This window comes from Pseudoalteromonas sp. SG43-7, assembly GCF_014164295.1.
In the GTDB taxonomy this organism is placed as follows: Bacteria; Pseudomonadota; Gammaproteobacteria; order Enterobacterales; family Alteromonadaceae; genus Pseudoalteromonas; species Pseudoalteromonas rhizosphaerae.
Window position 1 is genome coordinate 18,212 of sequence record NZ_JACJEY010000007.1, and the last position, 19,374, is coordinate 37,585.

Sequence of the window (19,374 nt, forward strand, 5' to 3'; positions counted from 1 at the left end):
AACATATTGACTGCCATACGTTGTCAGTGTAATTTACCTTTACATGCCACCGGTGGCAATAAACAAGCAGAACAGTTAAGGAATCTTCAATGCCGAGCAATATCGAACCTTTAGAATTGCACCCAGATCGTTTATTTTCAAGCGATCCTAGCGTCGTTGCTATCGCTAGAAAGTTATATGAATCAATTAAAGACTTACCGATAGTTAGTCCGCACGGTCACACTGATCCACGTTGGTTTAATGAAAATGAAAACTTTGGCAATGCTACTGAGCTATTTATAAAACCCGATCACTACGTGTTTAGAATGCTCTACAGTCAAGGTATCCCAATGACTGATTTAGGAGTACCTGAGCATGGGCTGCAAGGCGATATGGCTCGTTCAAAAGCAGCTGATCCTGAAAAAGTATGGCAAATCTTTGCTGATAACTATCACCTGTATGCCGGAACGCCAAGTGGCTATTGGTTAGATGCGGTATTTAGTGATGTGTTTGGGTTTACTGAAAAACTTTGCTCGGAAAATGGTCAGCACTATTATCAAAAAATTACAGCTGCGTTAGCAACACCCGAGTTCAAGCCTCATGCACTGATGGACCGCTTTAATATTGAACTAATTGCCACAACAGAAGGTGCACTTGATCAGCTCCCGCACCACCGCGCAATTGCAGGCTCTGCAATGGAAAAACGTGTGATCACCACCTTTAGACCTGATGATGTGGTTGATGCTAGCCGTGAAGATTTTATCGACAACGTAATTAAACTTGGTGAGATAACCGACCAAGATACAACAACTTGGCAAGGTTATTTAGCGGCAATTCAAATACGTCGTGATTACTTTCGTATTGAAGGACGTGCAACAGCAACCGATCATGGCCACCCTACTGCATTAACTGCTGACTTACCTACCGCAGAATGTGAAGCATTATTTGAAAAATGTCGAACAGGCCATTCAACAGAGCAAGAGCAAGAATTATTCCGTGGCCAAATGCTCACTGAGCTTGCCGGTATGAGCATTAAAGATGGTTTAGTGATGCAAATTCACCCTGGCGCGCATCGTAATCATAACCAAGCGTTATTTGATCAATTTGGCCGTGATAAAGGCTGTGATATTCCAAGCCAAACTGAATACGTTAATGCACTCAAACCACTATTGAGTAAATACGGAAATCACCCGGATCTTAAAATCATCCTATTCACATTAGATGAAACGACCTATAGTCGAGAACTTGCGCCACTAGCGGGTCACTACCCTAGCCTCAAGTTAGGTCCTGCTTGGTGGTTCCATGACAGCCCCGCCGGTATGCTTCGTTTTAGACAGCAAACAACTGAAACAGCTGGTTTTTATAACACGGTTGGCTTTAATGATGACACCCGCGCATTTTTATCAATTCCAGCTCGTCATGATGTTGCACGCCGCGTTGATTGTCGCTATTTAGCAGAGCTTGTAGCAAATCATCAAATTAGCGAAAGTACTGCCCAGACTCTGGCTTATCAACTAACCTATGGGCTAGTGAAAAAAGCATACAATCTCGATAAATAACAATAATAGAGCCACTTAATTTAAGTGGCTCAACCATTGAGGACACACAATGACTTTAAAAACATCACTGTTATCAAAGCGCATTTTGATGGGAACAGCTCTAAGCTCTAGCCTATTATTGATTGCATGCCAAGAACATGCAGATCTTAAAACACCACTGCAAGCGAGCGAAACTAACTCCCTTGGAAGCGCATTAGTTGCTAAAGTGGACATTGTTAATCCATCTTCGTTTAAACGCCCTGACGAGCCAATCTATCTTAGCTATTACGATTTAGGTCTTAGCCAAACTGCTGCTTTAACTGTAAAAACAGCGCAGCAAGTGTTACCTAGCCAAGCAGTAGATATTAACTCGGACGGTGAACTTGATGGTGTGTATTTTATTGTCGATTTAAATGATAAACCGATTGAAGTCACCATTACACAGCAAAGTAGCCCATCAATCACAGCACAAACAAAACGTGTTCAAGCTGATCTTGCACATAAACAAGGTGGTCAATGGCAGCCTCATTCTCGTCCGCCAAAACACCAAGTTGGCACAGGTAAAAAAGAGTATGTAGGCGGTGAATTTAAAAATGTTGATGAGTTAACACCACCAGATTATTACACAGATCATTCAAATTGGATCCGTTATGAAGGCCCAGGTATTGAGTCGGATAAAGTCGGTTACCGCTTTTATCTAGATTGGCGTAATGGTTTTGATATTTTCGGCAAATTAACAACACAACCTGTGCTACATACTGTCGGCCTTGATGGTTATTCTTCGTATCATGACAAACAAGACTGGGGCATGGATATCCTTAAAGTGGGTAAGTCTTTAGGTGCTGGCGGATTTGGTTTGATGGGTAATAATGATGAGCTGGAACATGTATCTGATGTTAGCAAACGTACAGCGCGGATTATTGAAAATGGCGATTTACGCGCCAGTATACAAATTGAGTATCAAGGCTGGCAAAACAGCTATCAACAGCAAGATTTAATAGCCAATATTAGTATTCACGGCGGCTCACGTTTGGCACATGTAGAACTGAACACTGATAAAGATTTGCCTAATTTAGTAGCCGGTGTGGTCAAACACCCAGATACTGAGTTTATTCAAGGTGATCTGGATGCAATGAGTAATTATGGCTATAGCTATATTGCCAGTTGGGGCAATCAGAGTTTAGATAAATCAGCTTTAGGTATGGCGGTATTTTTTAAAAAAGGTGATGTTATTGATGTACGCCAAGACAAAAATAACTACCTTGCAGTGCTTAAACCTAAAGGGCAAAATACACTGCATGCTGATTACTATTTTGCCTCTGTTTGGCAACCTGAAAGTGGTATCAACGATAAAGAAAGCTTTATTGAGTACCTTGATCAACAAGCTGAAAGATTGACAATTAAACCACGCATTACTTTGCATACCACAGTTACAGCAAAAAAAACGACGCAACCGCTTAATGATAAATTAGCCCTTGAATGGGCCCGCGCCCTTGCCGATTCAGAGCTGAAAAGAAAAACACTAGGCTATCATGCCAATGGCTGGGATGTGAACCGTAAGCGCAGCCCAAAGTTTGAATACGATATTATTGGCTTACAACCGTATGCTTACTACCAATTAGGACTGGCAACGGATGAGCAAACTTATAAGAATGTGATTGCCCAAGTTACTGGTAGCTTTATTGATCAACAAGGCAAAATCACCGCCTATAAACAAAGCAATTTTAACATTGATAACATTCCGCCTGGGCGTAATCTTATCCAGCTATACCAAGATACCCAGCAGCAACAATATTTATCTGCCGCAAAAGCTTTACGTGCACAATTACAGTTACAGCCACGTACATCACAAGGCGCATTTTGGCACAAAAACAAATATCAACATCAAGTGTGGCTAGATGGCGTTTATATGGGTATGCCGTTTTTAGCCCAGTACGGTAGCTTATTTGAAACGGGCCACCAGCAACAAGAAACTTTTGCTGAAGTGGTAAATGAATTTAAGCTTACGCGTGAAGCACTTCGCGATCCAAAAACTGGACTGTACTATCACGGATGGGATGAATCAAAACATCAAGCATGGGCTGATAAACAAACCGGCGTTTCGGCAGAGTTTTGGGGCCGTGGTATGGGGTGGCTCGCTATGGCAGTGGTTGATGTACTCGATTACATCCCAGCAAAAAACACAGAGCAACGCGATACCTTACTCGCCATAGTAAAAGAGTTAGCCACGGATATAGCCAAAGTTCAAAATACTGATACCGGCACATGGTGGCAAGTTTTAGACAAACCAACGGCTTTGGGCAACTACCAAGAATCTACTGCAACAGCAATGTTCGCTTATTTTTATGCCAAAGCGCTTAATAACGGTTATATCGATGCTGATTATCAAGACACTGCCCTTGCAGCGTATCAAGGTTTACTTAACCAATTTACATTAGTACATAGCGATGGCACGGTAAGTATGACAAACCAATGCTATGTTGCAGGCCTTGGCTTTGGTCGTGATGGTAGTTATCACTATTATATGAGCGAGCCGGTCAGCAAAAATGATCCTAAAGGAAATGGTCCCTTCATTCTAGCAAGCCTTGAAGTAGCTAAGCTTCTAGCTGGTAACAACTAAACAGCCATAGATTATTCAGCCGGAAAGCAAAGTCCATCGCATTTTTGCTTACCGGCCAAAACTCACTTCCCTTCAACAACATCAGCACACTAAGCTCATAAGGATTTATGATGCGTATAATCAAAATCAATAAAAACAGCGTAAATAAAAATATTTTTTCATTTTTGCTCTGCTGCTTATTCTGCTCAATAATGAATGTGTCTGCGCAAAATAATAACAACTCACTGAGCTATGCCGTGCAAATGGCTAACTCTGAGATGATCCGTAATCCACAGGCCTACACCATTGATTGGCGCAGTGAACCGCGCTGGGATTACACCCATGGATTAGTGTTACTGTCATTTGCCAAGCTCTATCAGCATCAACCAGAACAACGCTATTTCAATTACATTAAAGAATATGTAGACGCGTTAGTAATGGAAGATGGCAGTATTAAAACCTACGTAATGAGCAAATATAATCTCGACATGCTCAATGCCGGCAAGTTACTGTTTTTTATGTTTGATGAAACAAAAGATCGTAAATATCGTCTTGCCCTCGATACTTTATATGCACAGTTCAAATTACAACCTCGCACAATTGATGGTGGCTTTTGGCATAAAAAACGCTATACCTCGCAAATGTGGCTTGATGGTTTATATATGGCAGCGCCCTTTTATGCCGAATATATCCGCCGCTTTGGAACAGTAGATCAATATGATGATGTTATAAAACAGTTTGAATTAATTGAACAACATACTTATCGCAGTGACACCTCTCTACCTGTACATGGCTGGGATGAATCTAAACAACAGCGTTGGGCTGATAAAAAAACCGGACAATCACCTAATCATTGGTCGCGCTCTATCGGTTGGTACGCCATGGCAATGGTTGATGTATTAGATCAACTACCGAATGATCACCCTAAAAAAGCGTGGCTATCACAGCGCTTTAATACATTGATAGATAACATGTTAAAGCTGCGTTCTGACTCCGGTGTATGGTATCAAGTTACAGATAAAGGTGAATTAGACGGTAATTATTTAGAATCCTCTGGCAGTGCTATGCTCAGCTATGCGATTGCAAGAGGTGTTAATCAAGGTTACTTGTCTGATAGCTACCAAGTGATTGCAAAAAATACCTTTAATGCTGTAGTTAGCAACTTTATCAAACGTGAAGCAGATAACACCTTATCAATCCAACAAGTATGTGAAGTAGCAGGACTTGGCGGTAAACCATATCGAGATGGCAGCTTTGCTTATTACATCAGTGAAAATGTACGCGCGAACGATCCTAAAGCAGTCGGCCCTTTTATTCTTGCTAGTTTAGAAATGGAGAAATAACCGATGCTAAGCAACAAATACTATTTCTATTTAGCACTTTTTCTCGTTTGCTTAAGTAGCAGCCTAGGTTATGCAAAAGAGTCGCAATTACTATCGTCAACACACACTCAAAGCCCGTGGCAAGCAGATCTAGGTAATGGCGAATATAAAAACCCAATCTTGCATGCCGATTATTCCGACCCGGATGTAGTAGCTGTTAATGGCGATTATTACATGACAGCATCTAGCTTCAACTCTGCACCTGGCTTGCCTATTTTACACTCTACCGATTTAGTCAATTGGCAGTTAATAAATTATGCGCTGCCAATACAGCTGCCACAAGCCCACTTTGCAAAAGTACAACATGGCAACGGCGTATGGGCACCAACAATCCGTTTTCATGATAATAAATTTTGGATTTTTTACCCTGATCCTGATTTTGGTATTTATGTAACCACAACAGATGATCCTGCTGGAACTTGGTCAACCCCACAGCTTATTTTAGCGGGTAAAGGATTAATCGACCCGGCACCTTTATGGGACGACAATGGTAAAACCTACTTAATACATGCATGGGCAAAAAGTCGTGCTGGCTTTAATAATGTACTAACGCTGCGTGAAATGAAAGATGACGCAAGTTGGGTCAGTGATAAATTTACACACATTGTCGATGGTAAAAATCACCCTGGATATCGCACCATTGAAGGTCCTAAATTTTATAAACGTAACGGTTACTACTATATTTTTGCGCCTGCAGGTGGGGTAGATTTAGGTTGGCAATCGGTATTTAGAGCAAAAAAAATTACCGGTCCCTATGAAGCCAAAGTAGTAATGGCGCAAGGTAATTCAGTGATCAACGGTCCTCATCAAGGTGCGTGGGTTCACACCCAATTTGATGAGGACTGGTTTATTCACTTTCAAAGCAAACAAGCGTATGGTCGAATCACCCATTTACAACCTATGCGCTGGGACAATGATTGGCCAATCATAGGCATAGATAAAAATGGTAATGGAACTGGGCAACCGGTTTTACAGCACACTAAACCTAGAAGCAAAATTAACCCACAACCCACCAGCATAGTGAACAATGATGAATTCAACAGCGCTGAGCTAAGCTTATTATGGCAATGGAATGCAAATCCAAGTAACAGCTGGTATTCACTGACAGACAACCCCGGCTTTTTACGCTTACACTCGCAGCAAATTACAGCACAAAACAATACTAATTTATGGTCAACGCCTTCATTGTTACTACAAAAAATTCCCGCAGAGCAATTTGCTTTTACGACCACATTGCAGGTCAACCAAACAACCTCTGCTAGTTCCTCAGGACTAATTTTATTTGGTGAAGACTATGCATGGATTGGTATCAAAACATCTTCTACTGGCGAACAACAGCTAGTCTATGTGCACTGTTTTAATGCGAGAAAAGGCTGTAAAGAAAGTATCGTAGAGCAACAACCACTGACACAACCCTATCTTGAACTAAAAGTCGTTCTACAACCAGGCGCCACAGCCATTTTTAGTTATAGAACCGCTGCAAGTGCTGAGTTTCAAATTATTGGTGAACACTTCCAAGCTAAAAAAGGCCGCTGGGTAGGTGCTAAGTTAGGCTTATTTAGCCTGTCGCAAACTCCCGGCGCTAGCAGCTATGCCGATTTTGACTATGCCCGTTACGACACTTTGGATTAAATGAATATGCTAAAACATCAAACGTTGAACTTTTTTGCCGTATTATTGCTCTGTGTTCAGCCATGCATAGCAGCTGATTACACCGTTGAAAATACTTATAAAAAACTAATCAAACACTATCCTCACATGCAGGTGCCCGCAACGACACTTCCTGACTCTGTAATCGCTCATAAAGCACTGGTTTACAAACAAACTAAAACCAGTGCACAGACTTTAGATATTTATCAGCAAACACAGCAAACACAAACGGCGCCTTTGATTATGTTGATCCACGGTGGTGGCTGGCAATCAGGTACCCCCGCATTAATGACAGCACTTGCAATTGCGCTGGTAGAACGTGGTTATGTTGTTGCCGCGCCCAGTTACCGTCTCAGCAAGGAAGCGCCTTATCCTGCAGCAGTTGAGGATTTAGTTGATGCGTTTCATTGGCTTAAAAATAATGCTGCTCAGTATAATATAGACAGCACTAAGATTGCTTTATCGGGCGGCTCTGCAGGTGGCCAATTAGCCGCGCTGTTAGCCTACAGAGGCGGAATTGTTGATAGCAGCGACACTAACTCCAAGCGATTTAAGGTCCAAGCGCTGATCAATATAGATGGCTTAAGTGACTTCACGTCCCCTGAAGCACTGCCTTTTGAAAACAACCCAGCCAAGGCCGTCACATCAGCCAGCAAGTGGTTGGGGGGTAGGTATGAAACTATCCCACAGCGTTGGCACGACGCATCGCCTATTTTCTATATTGATAAAAAAGCGCCTGCAACACTTTTCATTAATAGCTCAGTGCCACGCTTTCGTGCAGGTAGAGACAGCGCAATACAAAAGTTGCAACAGTTGCATATACCCAGTGAAGTTTACCAGTTTGATGATGCGCCGCATTCATTTTGGTTATTCCAGCCGTGGTTAACGCCTACAACCAGTGTTATTGATGACTTTTTAACAGCACAATTTGCTAAAACTCGTTGATCATTATTGTTGTTAAAATTAAAGCCTTGATGAGTTAATGGTTATTTTAAGTCATCAAGGCTTTCTTTGTTAGTCGCTAAGCGAATTTAAGTACTGCTGCAAAACCTGCGCTGTAGTTGCATTTTTTAATTGCAGCTGATGCTGTTTGAACCAATCATCCGCAACACCATCTTCATTAGCATCAACGATTGCAGGAACCCCTGTAAATTCCTGTTTATATGCATCCCAATTACCAATTAGCTCAAACTCATGATCAATCAAACCATTTTTCTTTATCGCGACACTATCAGCGAGCTGTTGATAAACAAGCGTATCAATACTGTCATGGAAATAGCCATGTGCATTACGACTTGCTCCTATATGTTGCCCTTTAATGGCATCACTAAATGCTTGCTTTGCACTAACATAAACCATGGTTGTTTGCATGGGTGATGTAATGATTGGTTTATCACTTAACCACTGGCTATTTTCATCACTGATAGTGCGTTTTGCTTTGACTGCTTTGCGATAATTTACACCTAAATAATTATGCTCAGTCAGTTGTGGGTTATTCTCAAGTACATTTCCCATAATATATGCCTGATTTTCTTTGATCTCTGGGGAATACCAAATATCAGCAAACTGCATGATCTTACTTGCTTTACCTGGTTTATAATAATTGTTGATCAAGTTAAAACGACCATTTTCTGATCCATAAACATTATTATGTCCCCAGTTAAAAATAATATTATTGATAAGCTCAACAAACTCTTCATCTTGTGCATACGGTGATTTAAGTCTATGACCATTGAGCCTAGGCGTTCTACTGGCATGATTGGCAATTATATTATTAATAAAGCTCGCATTTGCCCCGCCCCAAATGCCACCATAGCCATGATCGCCTTTAGGGTGAATTGAATGGCTTAAACTATGTGAAATAATGGAATTTTGTAATGTAAAGTTACGGTTATTATAGAAACTCGCAGTTTCATCCACTGACCAACTCAATGAACAATGATCAATAATGACATTCTCACTGTTACGCACCGTTAATGAATCATCAGCATAGCCAAATGTACCTAAGCGAAAGCGCATATAGCGGATAATCACATTATCTGCGGATGAGACCGTCACAGGAGCACCAACAATGGCAATCCCACCTGGCGAAGTTTGCCCCGCGATGGTTATATTACCATGTGATATTTTAAGTTCCCCTGCCAATTTGATCACACCTGATACCGCAAATACGACAGTGCGAGGATGTTTTTGCACAATTGCATAGCGAAGGCTGCCTGGTTGCGGTTTATCTAAATTATCTTCCAATGTAGTCACTCTATAAAGCGTGCCATTAACTCCCCCTGTTGCGTATTTACCAAATCCTTTTGCCGTTGGAAAAGCCAATGTTGTATTGACTTGTGCAGCGTATAAATTAGTCGAAACAAAAACCGTCAACACAGTAATGATGCTTAGTATTACGATATTGAGATAGTTTAAATTATTATTCTTCAGAACTTGCATAATGTTCCTTGGCTATTTCGTTTTTAATGCTGGTTAAAATAAAAAATTGTCAATATGTAAATTGACAGTTTCATTAATACAGTGTTAACTTCATGTTATTCCATTTTGCCACCGGTGGCAAGTTGGGATTTGAATCAACGGGAATCGCATATCTTGCACACACAATTATAAGCCTGAAAAAGGAACAAAGATGAAGAGCATGAGATTAAGCACGATCGCAGCAGCATTAATGGTAGCTATGCCACTTTATGCGCAAACAGCTGATCCTGTACAGCCAAAGGTAGAAAGTGACAAACCAACAACAAACGCCGAAATAACAGCAGCTAAAAAAACCGTAGAAGCTGAAGATGATATTGAAATCATTGCTGTAACAGGCGTTTATCAAGCAGATTTAAAAGCACGTGCCATGGAGCGCGATGCTAAAGCGTTTAGCTCAGTGATTGCTACGGATGATATGGGTAACTTTGTTGATCAAAATGTCGCAGAGTCATTACGCCGTATTCCTGGTGTCACTTTAGAGCGCAGTGAAGGTGAAGGAAAATACATTGCAGTACGGGGGTTAGGTCCTAAATTCGTATCGGTGAGCATGAATGGTGCAGAACTATCTGGTGCGGGTGATGAACGTAAAATTGGCCTTGATGGTATCACTAGTGATTCATTAGGAGCCATTGAAGTATTTAAAACCCTTACCCCTGATATGAATCTAAATTCGATAGGTGGCGCAGTAAACGTCAAAGCTATCTCAGCATATGACCGTGGCAAAAACACCCTAAAAATGAAGCTGCAAGATTCATACAGTGAACTCAGAGAAGAACACTCGCCAAAGTTTAGCCTTGATGGCACACAGCTATTCTTAGACGAAAAAATAGGCGTTGGTTTTGCACTTTCTTATGAAGATAGGAAAACTCAAGTAGATGAGGTACGCCATCATAGCACTCGAGAATTAAACTTTTTACAAGGTGGCATTGGCCTCAGTGAAGAGCAATTAGGTGTTGCACCAGAAATATTGATCCCCGCGCAACTCGAAAACCGCCGTGAAATTGCTGATCGAACACGTACCACCGCAACTTTAAATGTTGAGTTTAAGCCAACCGCAGACAGTTTTTATTACATACGAGGTAACTACTCTAATTACACTGATGATGACGTTGCACAAAGAGAGTTTTATAACTTTTATAATGGCGACCAAGCCGATGAAATTATTTATGTAAATGCTGATACAAAAGAGTTTGCGCTGTCTGATATCGATATTTATAACCAATTTTTCATTCAGGAAGGTGAAACGACTACAACCAATTACAGTATCGGTGGTGAAAACTATATTACCGACACTTTACGCGTAGATTATGAATATGCGTATTCAAAAACAGATGATAAATCAGTGGGGGATCGCCGAGTTCAGTTTCGTGAGCGTGAGAATATCGTTTACGGTCAAGCAACTAAAAACAATATTGTTGCACAGGTGCTAACTCCTGAAGAAGCTGCTGCCCTAGGTGGTTTTGCGTTAGATCCAGATAATGATGTTTTTGCCGGTGAAGCCGATGGTGATATCAGCGATTTATCAAATATGGAATACGACAACTTATTTATGGAAGACAGTGTCCGAACAGACGAAGTCACCAGTATCAAGCTAAACTTACAAAAAGACTTTGATTTTGAGTACCTGAATTTCATTAAAATTGGTGGCACTTATAACGAACGCGAACACTTCCGTGATAAAGATCGCTGGAGCTATGCAATAAATCCACTGGACTGTGGCACAGATGAAACCTGTATTACCGTCGCCAACTCAAATGTTACAGATTATAACTTCGCTGTGCCTGAGGGTGGCTTATTTACCTATCCTTTTGTTAGCAACGAAGACCTTGAGTACATAGTTGACTCAACTAAAATTACGCGCGACAGTGCCACCGGTGGCGAGGTATCAATTGACAGCACCAAAGAAGACTATACCTTATACGAAGATACCTACGCAGCTTATATTATGACTGAGCTGCAGCTATCAGAGCAGGTCAGTGTTATTACCGGTGTACGCTATGCACATACCGAATTTTCATCAACCGGTTATATGTCATTATCAAATGATGATTGGAATTTTGGCGGTGATCACACCTTAGATATTTCGGTACCTTTACCTGAGGCATCCATTACCTACAGTGAATTTTTCCCAAGTATGCATATACGCTACGAACCAAATCCTGAAATGTTGGTTCGTACATCACTGTGGACTAGTTATACCCGCCCTTCGTTTAAGCAAGCGCGTGGTTATGCGCGTTTTGATAGTGATATTAGTTTATGTGATCCAACGACTAATGAATGCTACAACTCACCAGATGGACAAAGCGCAATTGATTTACAAGGCTATATTTTAGGGCCAGACAATGCGTTACAAGTAGGTAACCCAAATTTGGTGGCAATGACTTCGGATAACTTTGACGCTTCGTTTGGCTGGTATCCATCAAAAGAGTTATTTATGGAAGCTGCAGTATTTTACAAAAATATTGATAACTTCATCGTCGATGTCACCGGTATTCAAATGAGCATAGATGAGCTCCCGCTTACTTTACCTGTAAACCAAGTATCTGATTTTGCAATTCCTCAAGATCTTGCTCTAAATCAGGTTGATATCACCCTCAATGGTGATAAAGCCACAGTCTACGGGATTGAGCTTAGTTACAATCAGTTCTTCGAAAATGGCTTGTTTTGGCAAAGTAATATGACCTTTGTAAAAAGTGAAGCCGAACTCGACGCCACTATTCGTCAAGACAAAATGCAGCTACCAGGCCAAGCAGATATCACCGGTAACATTGCTGTTGGTTGGGAAGATGAGACTTTCTCGTTACGCCTAATTAGTAATTACCGCTCAGATATCCTTGAAGAGGTTGGCTCTTGTCCCGTATCAGCTTCTGTATCAGACCCACATACCTGTAAGTCATGGGCTGATATATACCAAGACGATATCTTAACCTTTGATATGAAAGTGAAATATGATTTTACGAAAAGCCTCAGCGTGTATTTTGACGCGATTAACTTAACCGATGAAGCAGATTTACGTTATTTCAAAGGTAATGATTTATCCGGTGGTGAAATCCTCTATCAACGTGAAGATTATGGTCGTACGTTCCAGTTAGGTATGAATTATAAATTTTATTAACAGCTACTAATAATGAAAAACGTTAATTTCACACACAATTAACGCGTTAATGACGCGCTTTCATCCTTGGAGGGATGCATGAATAATACAATAAAAATACCATCGTGTTTGCTGATCACCGCGATCTTAGCAGGCTGCGGTGAAGATAGTTCTATCAATGTCAAAGAAGCCCCGTTACCACCAGTGCAAGGGGTATTTGTTGACAGCCCTGTTGCTGGTTTAACCTACAACAGCCCATCAATAAGCAATGGTGTAACAAACGCAAATGGACAATTCGATTACTTTAGAGGTGAAGCTATCGATTTCTCAATTGGTGCACTTACCTTCCCTACGGTCTCTGCCGCCAATGTATTAACTCCACTTGCTTTATTTTCGACAGATACCGTGTTTCATCCTGCTGTTATTAATAGTTTGCGTTTATTACAGTCACTAGATGTTGATGGTGATCCTAGCAATGGCATCACCATCAGCGAGCAAGCAGCACAAGCAGCCGTTATGACTTTAGCCGAAGGACAAACGATTACGGACTATTTTAGTAGCGATGAGTTTGAGGCAAACGTTAATGCGTGGCTCGCTGATGCAGGCTCAGCTAATAATACCTTAATTCCAGCTGATCAAGCGATTGTGCACTTTGTTGATTTTATTTTTAAGCAATACAACAGCACACAACCTTTAGCATTTAATACTGCCGATTTTAGCGGAACATTGTATAACCCGTTAGTACAAGGCAGTGAGGCAAGTATTGCACAGTTGATATTAACGCCCGTTGATGAAGCAAACCTTAGTGGAACATTCAGCCAAGTAGTGGATGGTAACGAAACAGTAATAGGCAATTATTCGTTTTTATTCGGTAACCGTGTACTTGCACTGACCTCAGTTGAGGGCGAGTCTGCTACCACTGAGTATATAATCTCTCGTTCGCATAATACGGTTAATAACACCTACAGTGTTTGTGCCACCAGCGATGCAAGCGCACTGGCAACACTGGTGCTTACTTGTGATAGTAATGATGATACTAAAAACAATATTTTAGTGTTCTCCGAACAACAAGCTCAAGAAGAGTTAATCAAACTCAACGATTTAGCTCAGCAAGCTGGTTTAGCCTTAATTGAAGAGTTTGATACTGACACTGAAACATTTTTCTCATCGAGCTATAAAAGCTTATCGGATGAGCAAGGCAGCGGCCCGTTATATTTTAAAAGTGGCGGTAGTGCAAAAATTGACGATGTAGCAGGCCAACTAATTCTTGAAGGCGACCGTATTACCATCGGTAATACCCTGCCCGGCAAAGAATCAACAGCGACTGATAGCTCAGGTGTGGGGATTTATAATTTAAGCGAAGGGTTTACCATTAGCTTTGATGTTGTTTCTCATAATAGTGCTGGTGGATTATCGCTTTATGTTGATAATAATACTGCCAGTCAAAGTAATTCAGTGCATGGCGGTGCTTCAAAGTTTTATGGTAAAGACATAAACGAAACCAACACCCCTGCAGGTCAACGGTTTTCATATACCTACATTCCAGGCGAAGATGTAAATACTGGCCCTGATCTGACTCATGTCGATGCCCGCGGTATTTTAAATCCTGAGATTAAAAATTCATATTTCCAAATACGCACTGATTCAGCGGCAATGATTGTCATTGATAACTTAACCATTGAAACAGTGGCAACCGACGTACCAGATGTTGAACCACCGGTTGAACCACCGATTGATCCTCCTGTGGAAGGTGAGATCCCAACAGTAGAATTACCAATTACCACTGACTTTACCGCACTTACTGCGGATATTTTCTCTGTTGATCATCAAAAAATTATTGATGCAAACGGCGATGAAATCCCCATGTTTAGCAAAACAGGCGGCTCAGTCACTGTGATTGATACTGGATTAGAACTCAATGGAGGTCGTTTCACATTAGGTAACACCACCCCAGGTATTGAAACAGCAGCAACGGATACCACCACCAGTGGAGCGCTGGATTTGTCTCGTCCTTATCAAGTGGTGATGGATATTGTCAGTATAAGTGACCCTGAAGGTGATAATAAATTCCAAATTTATGTGGATAACAACTCATCAAGCAGTTCTAAATCAATCCATGGTAATGACTCACGTTTTTATAATGAATTGATCAACTCGCTTACTGCTGGTCAAACTTTAACAGTACCCGGAAAGCTTGCGACTAAAAACTCATTTTTACAGTTACGTACCGAAACAGGCGGCACTGTGGTTATCAATAACCTCAGAGTTGAGTATGTTAAAGATCCATCTGTATTTAGCTGCACGGATGCACCTGAACTGTATTTTTGTGATGACTTTGCCAATGGTGATTTAAATAATTGGCAAATTTTAGCCAAGCCAGATAACACTGAAGCCCCAATGGGTGAGTTTGATGTACTTGATATCATGGGTAATAACATGATGCGATACACCGCAGGCGGTGCTGGGGGCGAGCTAATTTTAGCCACTGAAGAAGCTATGGCAAACGTGCCTTCGACAGGTAACTACTTTGTTGAAGCGAAAATTCGCCCGCGCCAGAACTCTACCACGGCCAATAAGCAGATCTTTTTGATGGCACGCTATTTAAATTCCGGTAATTGGTACGCCGGTGGCTTAAATGTGCAAAACTCATCAAGCAGTACGCAAGTGGAGGTTGCCGTTAGTAGCGAAGGGTCGATTGCGCGTCCAGTGCAAACAAAATCACCAATCTTACTCGGTGAAAAAGGCGCTACAGAAGACGGCGTTTGGTACACCACTCGATTTGAGATGATTGATGATCAACTTACCGTATACTTAGATGGTGAGAAAATGGGCTCTGCGACTGATACCAGCTATACAGCGCGTGGCTTAATTGGTGTGTTTACGAATAATCGTTCGTTTGAAATTGATGATGTAAAAGTGGGCGACCCTAGTATCAAGCCAATTCAGTTAACCCTTGATTACAAAGAGCCTAATTGGGACACAAGTACCAGTATGGATCCATTGTTGATCAACGTTACAGCGATTAAAAACGACGGTATCACAGCCGACACCTACACGGTCACTTCAAGCAATGAAGCAGTGGTGAGCGTTACAATCGATGCAAATACGATCACCCTTACACCGATTGCTGCAGGCGATGCAACGATCACATTTGTATCGGATTCAGACCCAAGTATTACCCGTACTATTAAAGTCTCTGTTGCAGAAGGCTTTGTTATGCCAACTGCTGACTATGGTGATTTAACAGCTAAAGTAATGCCAGCGATTGCTAGCGATAACCAATTTGTTGATACCCAATTATCGCTTACTTTTGATAACGCCCCTACCTTTGGTAGTTTAGGTGAAGTTCGTATTTATAAGCAAAACGACAACACCCTAGTTGATACCCTCAAAGTGGGTAAAAATGTCGATGTGATAGGCTACACCGGCCAGGATAAAGTCCGCTCTGTGTACTACTACCCGCTCACAATTGAAGGCAATACCTTAACCATTAAACCGCATAATAATGTGCTTGAATATGGCCATACTTATCGTGTTGTCATTGGTGATGGTGTGGTATTAGGCGCACAACTCAACGGTACTGATTTTATTGGCCTCGGTGATAATAGCCAATGGACGTTCACCACTAAAGTGACAACGCCGGCAAGCAATCAACTATTGGTTGATGATGACGGTGTAGCTGACTTTAGAACCGTGCAAGGTGCACTTAACTTTGCAATGGCAAATCTTGCTAAAGATGAGCAAACCACCATTTCAGTCAAAGATGGTGTATATAATGAACTGCTATTCTTACGTAATAAAAATAACGTAACTATACAAGGGCAAAGCCAAGACAATACTATTATTCAGTACGAAAACTTCGAAACACTCAATGGTGGCTCAGGTGGCAGTGCGCCTGTAGGTTCTGGCACACCGGGTGGCGGTCGTGGTGTATTCTTAGTTGAAGGTGCGGATATGTTAGTGATCAACAACCTAACATTGAAAAACACGCATTTGCGTAACAAGGTTGATTCAAACCAAGCTGAAACAATTTACTTTAATAGTAATGGTCGTTTAGTGGCTAATAATGCCAGCTTTATTAGCGAACAAGATACCCTATTACTGAAAGGTTATAGCTGGTTCTACAACAGCTTAGTTGCTGGTAATGTTGACTTTATTTGGGGCTACCCAGTTACCGCATTATTTGAAAGCAGTGAAATACGCACTATAGGTGACTCTAAAGACAATGACCCAACGCAAGACACCTCTGGAGGCTATGTATTACAAGCACGCGTACCTGTGCAAACAGATCCTGGCTTTATCTTTTTAAACAGTAGTTTTACTCATGGCCCAGGACCAATTGGCAATGATGTGTTAGATAATTCAACCTATATTGCACGCAGTGGTGGCAGTGACACATATTTCGATAACATAACGCTTATCAATAATAAGTTTGATACCCACATTGCAACCTCAGGTTGGGCTGTGCAAGGTGTTAACAGTCAACCTGCACCAAATCCAGAAATTGCAACGGCTACCAGTGGCTGGCGCGAGTATGGCAGCATGGATTTAGCAGGTAATGCCCTTGATTTAAGTGCCCGTGTTGGCGGTTACATTATGCAAGACAGCGACGTGGTTAACTTACTTGAGCGTAATGCTATTTTTGCAAGCTTTAATGATGGCCAAGGTTGGACACCTGAACCACTAGCAATCCCAATCTTGCCAGATGAGCCAATTGCAATTACACCGGTGAATAATAGTCTGGGTTTTGCTGGTTACAATTTTAACCTAACCGCTGGCGAAGGTGGAACAGTCGTGACCGTTGATAATGGCACAGCGCTTAAATCGGCTTTAGCACAAGCAAAATCATCAGGTGTTCCAGTGACTATTTATGTCGACGGTGTCATTACTGATGCAAACAGTGGCGGCGATAATTCTTCTATCGAAATTAAAGATATGGATAATATCTCAATCATTGGTGTGGCAGATCGTGGTGAGCTAAGTGGTATCGGCATTGCTATTCGTCGTGCTAATAACATCATTATCCAAAACTTAAAAATCCATGAAGTACTTACCGGCGGTAAAGATGGTATTTCGATTGAAGGTGATGAAAATAAACCTACCGCGAATATCTGGATTGATCATAACGAACTCTATTCATCGTTAAATGTTGATCAAGATTATTATGATGGTTTAATCGATTCTAAATCGGGTGCTGAAAACATTACCATTTCATATAACTATATTCACGATAGCTGGAAAACGTCACTCCATGGTCACAGTGATGATGACTCGAGCAGCAACAAGAATCGTCATATTACCTTTCACCATAACCGCTTTGAAAACATCATATCGCGTGTTCCGTTGTTTAGATTTGGTCTAGGCCATATATTCAACAACTATTATAACAATATCACCTCTAGCGCGATTAACTCACGAATGGGCGCAGAGCTACATATTGAGAATAACTACTTTGAGCATACTAAAAATCCTGTGGTCTCTTTTTACTCAAAAGTAATTGGTTATTGGAATACCTCTGGTAACTACCTAGGTGAAGGCGTTACTTGGGGTGATGTGGCTGACGGCGATGTGGCAGCAGAGGTTACTGCTACAGGTATGACACCCACCAGCTCATACCAAGCACCTTACGAGTATAAGTTAACTCCAGTAATGGACGTTAAAGCGCATGTTATTGCCCATGCCGGTATTGGTAAAATAGATCAAAGCGATTTAGACATCCCAGACATTGCAGCGCCAAGTGAGCCACCTGTGCAACAGCCGCTTGGTTTACCATTTACTGAAAATTTTGCCGCAGCAAATGCTGACGAATTTTTTAGTAATAGCTACCGCGACCTATCAGGTTTAGCGGGTACGGGGACCCCGCTGTTTCATCGTGTCACTGGCACAATCGATGTATCCGCTGGGCAACTAACCATGACAGGTGCACGTATTAGCATTGCCAATACCACCCCTGCGGTGAATACCACCTCAGCGGATGCAAGCACAACGGGTCTACTTGATTTAAGTAACAACTATCAAGTGAGCTTTAAAGTCGCGGCTGTAGCAGGTAACACCGCAAAAAGCTTCCAAATATATGTAGATAACAATACCTCAGGTAGCGCTAATTCGATCCATGGCGGCTCTTCAAAGTTTTATTCAGTAAAACTTGAAGAGCTCGTCCCTGGTCAAACGTACACCGTCGATGGGTTGGTAGCCACAGCAACCTCATTCATCACTCTCAGAACGGAAAGTGAAGCAACTATCACATTGGATGAGATAACCATTCAGTAGTTGTAATGAGAGCAGCCAAGCGCTGCTTTAAGACAATTTGATAGTTACCAATACCCTTGCCCCGCACAGCAAGGGTATTTTTTTATCCATATCATTCCTTTCTCTTTGCGCAACAAAATCTTCAAGTTAATAATTCACAAAGAGATTAACAGGCGCTGCGGTTAAAGAGCTAGCCTCCATTAAAAATGGGGGGATTACCCTAGGGCATGAAGTTAACGTTATTAAATTGAGTTAGTAATTTTTCAAGTACGACTGCATAGATGCAGGAGGTAGAGCAATGCAGGAGTAATTGCCAAGAACTCCCTATCAAAATTTCTGCCTTGTTATCACTGTATTTATCTGTCGCTATAAATGGTCAGTAACTTAATACAATTGATATCA

General features: G+C 41.5%; 8 protein-coding genes. 7 read left to right on the forward strand and 1 reads right to left on the reverse strand.

Annotated elements, in window-relative coordinates; translation table 11 throughout:
- Nucleotides 1-89 precede the first annotated feature (89 nt).
- From uxaC to H5200_RS04505, 5 genes are all read left to right on the forward strand, one after another.
- On the forward strand, nt 90-1,538 hold the full coding sequence (gene uxaC, locus H5200_RS04485) for a glucuronate isomerase (protein ID WP_182761027.1): 1,449 nt from the start codon (nt 90-92) through the stop codon (nt 1,536-1,538).
- Nucleotides 1,539-1,587: 49 nt separating this feature from the next.
- Nucleotides 1,588-4,137: a glycoside hydrolase family 88 protein gene (locus H5200_RS04490; RefSeq protein WP_182761028.1), complete on the forward strand. Its 2,550-nt coding sequence runs from the start codon at nt 1,588-1,590 to the stop codon at nt 4,135-4,137.
- Between the two features lie 107 nt (nt 4,138-4,244).
- Nucleotides 4,245-5,459 (forward strand): glycoside hydrolase family 105 protein, encoded by a 1,215-nt coding sequence (locus H5200_RS04495; protein ID WP_259398740.1) that lies wholly within the window; start codon nt 4,245-4,247, stop codon nt 5,457-5,459.
- Nucleotides 5,460-5,462: 3 nt separating this feature from the next.
- Nucleotides 5,463-7,130, forward strand: a complete 1,668-nt coding sequence (locus tag H5200_RS04500) for a glycoside hydrolase 43 family protein (protein WP_182761029.1) — start codon at nt 5,463-5,465, stop codon at nt 7,128-7,130.
- A 6-nt stretch (nt 7,131-7,136) separates the two neighbouring features.
- Nucleotides 7,137-8,093, forward strand: a complete 957-nt coding sequence (locus H5200_RS04505) for an alpha/beta hydrolase (protein ID WP_182761030.1) — start codon at nt 7,137-7,139, stop codon at nt 8,091-8,093.
- A gap of 69 nt (nt 8,094-8,162) precedes the next feature.
- On the opposite strand, the gene H5200_RS04510 is transcribed toward H5200_RS04505, so the two are convergent.
- Nucleotides 8,163-9,590, reverse strand: a complete 1,428-nt coding sequence (locus H5200_RS04510; protein ID WP_182761031.1) for a polysaccharide lyase family 1 protein — start codon at nt 9,588-9,590, stop codon at nt 8,163-8,165.
- Between the two features lie 190 nt (nt 9,591-9,780).
- On the opposite strand from H5200_RS04510, the gene H5200_RS04515 reads away from it, so the two are divergent.
- Nucleotides 9,781-12,744, forward strand: a complete 2,964-nt coding sequence (locus H5200_RS04515; RefSeq protein WP_182761032.1) for a TonB-dependent receptor — start codon at nt 9,781-9,783, stop codon at nt 12,742-12,744.
- Between the two features lie 78 nt (nt 12,745-12,822).
- Nucleotides 12,823-18,993, forward strand: coding sequence for a pectinesterase family protein (locus H5200_RS04520; RefSeq protein WP_182761033.1), 6,171 nt, complete (start codon nt 12,823-12,825; stop codon nt 18,991-18,993).
- The last annotated feature ends 381 nt before the right edge of the window (nt 18,994-19,374 follow it).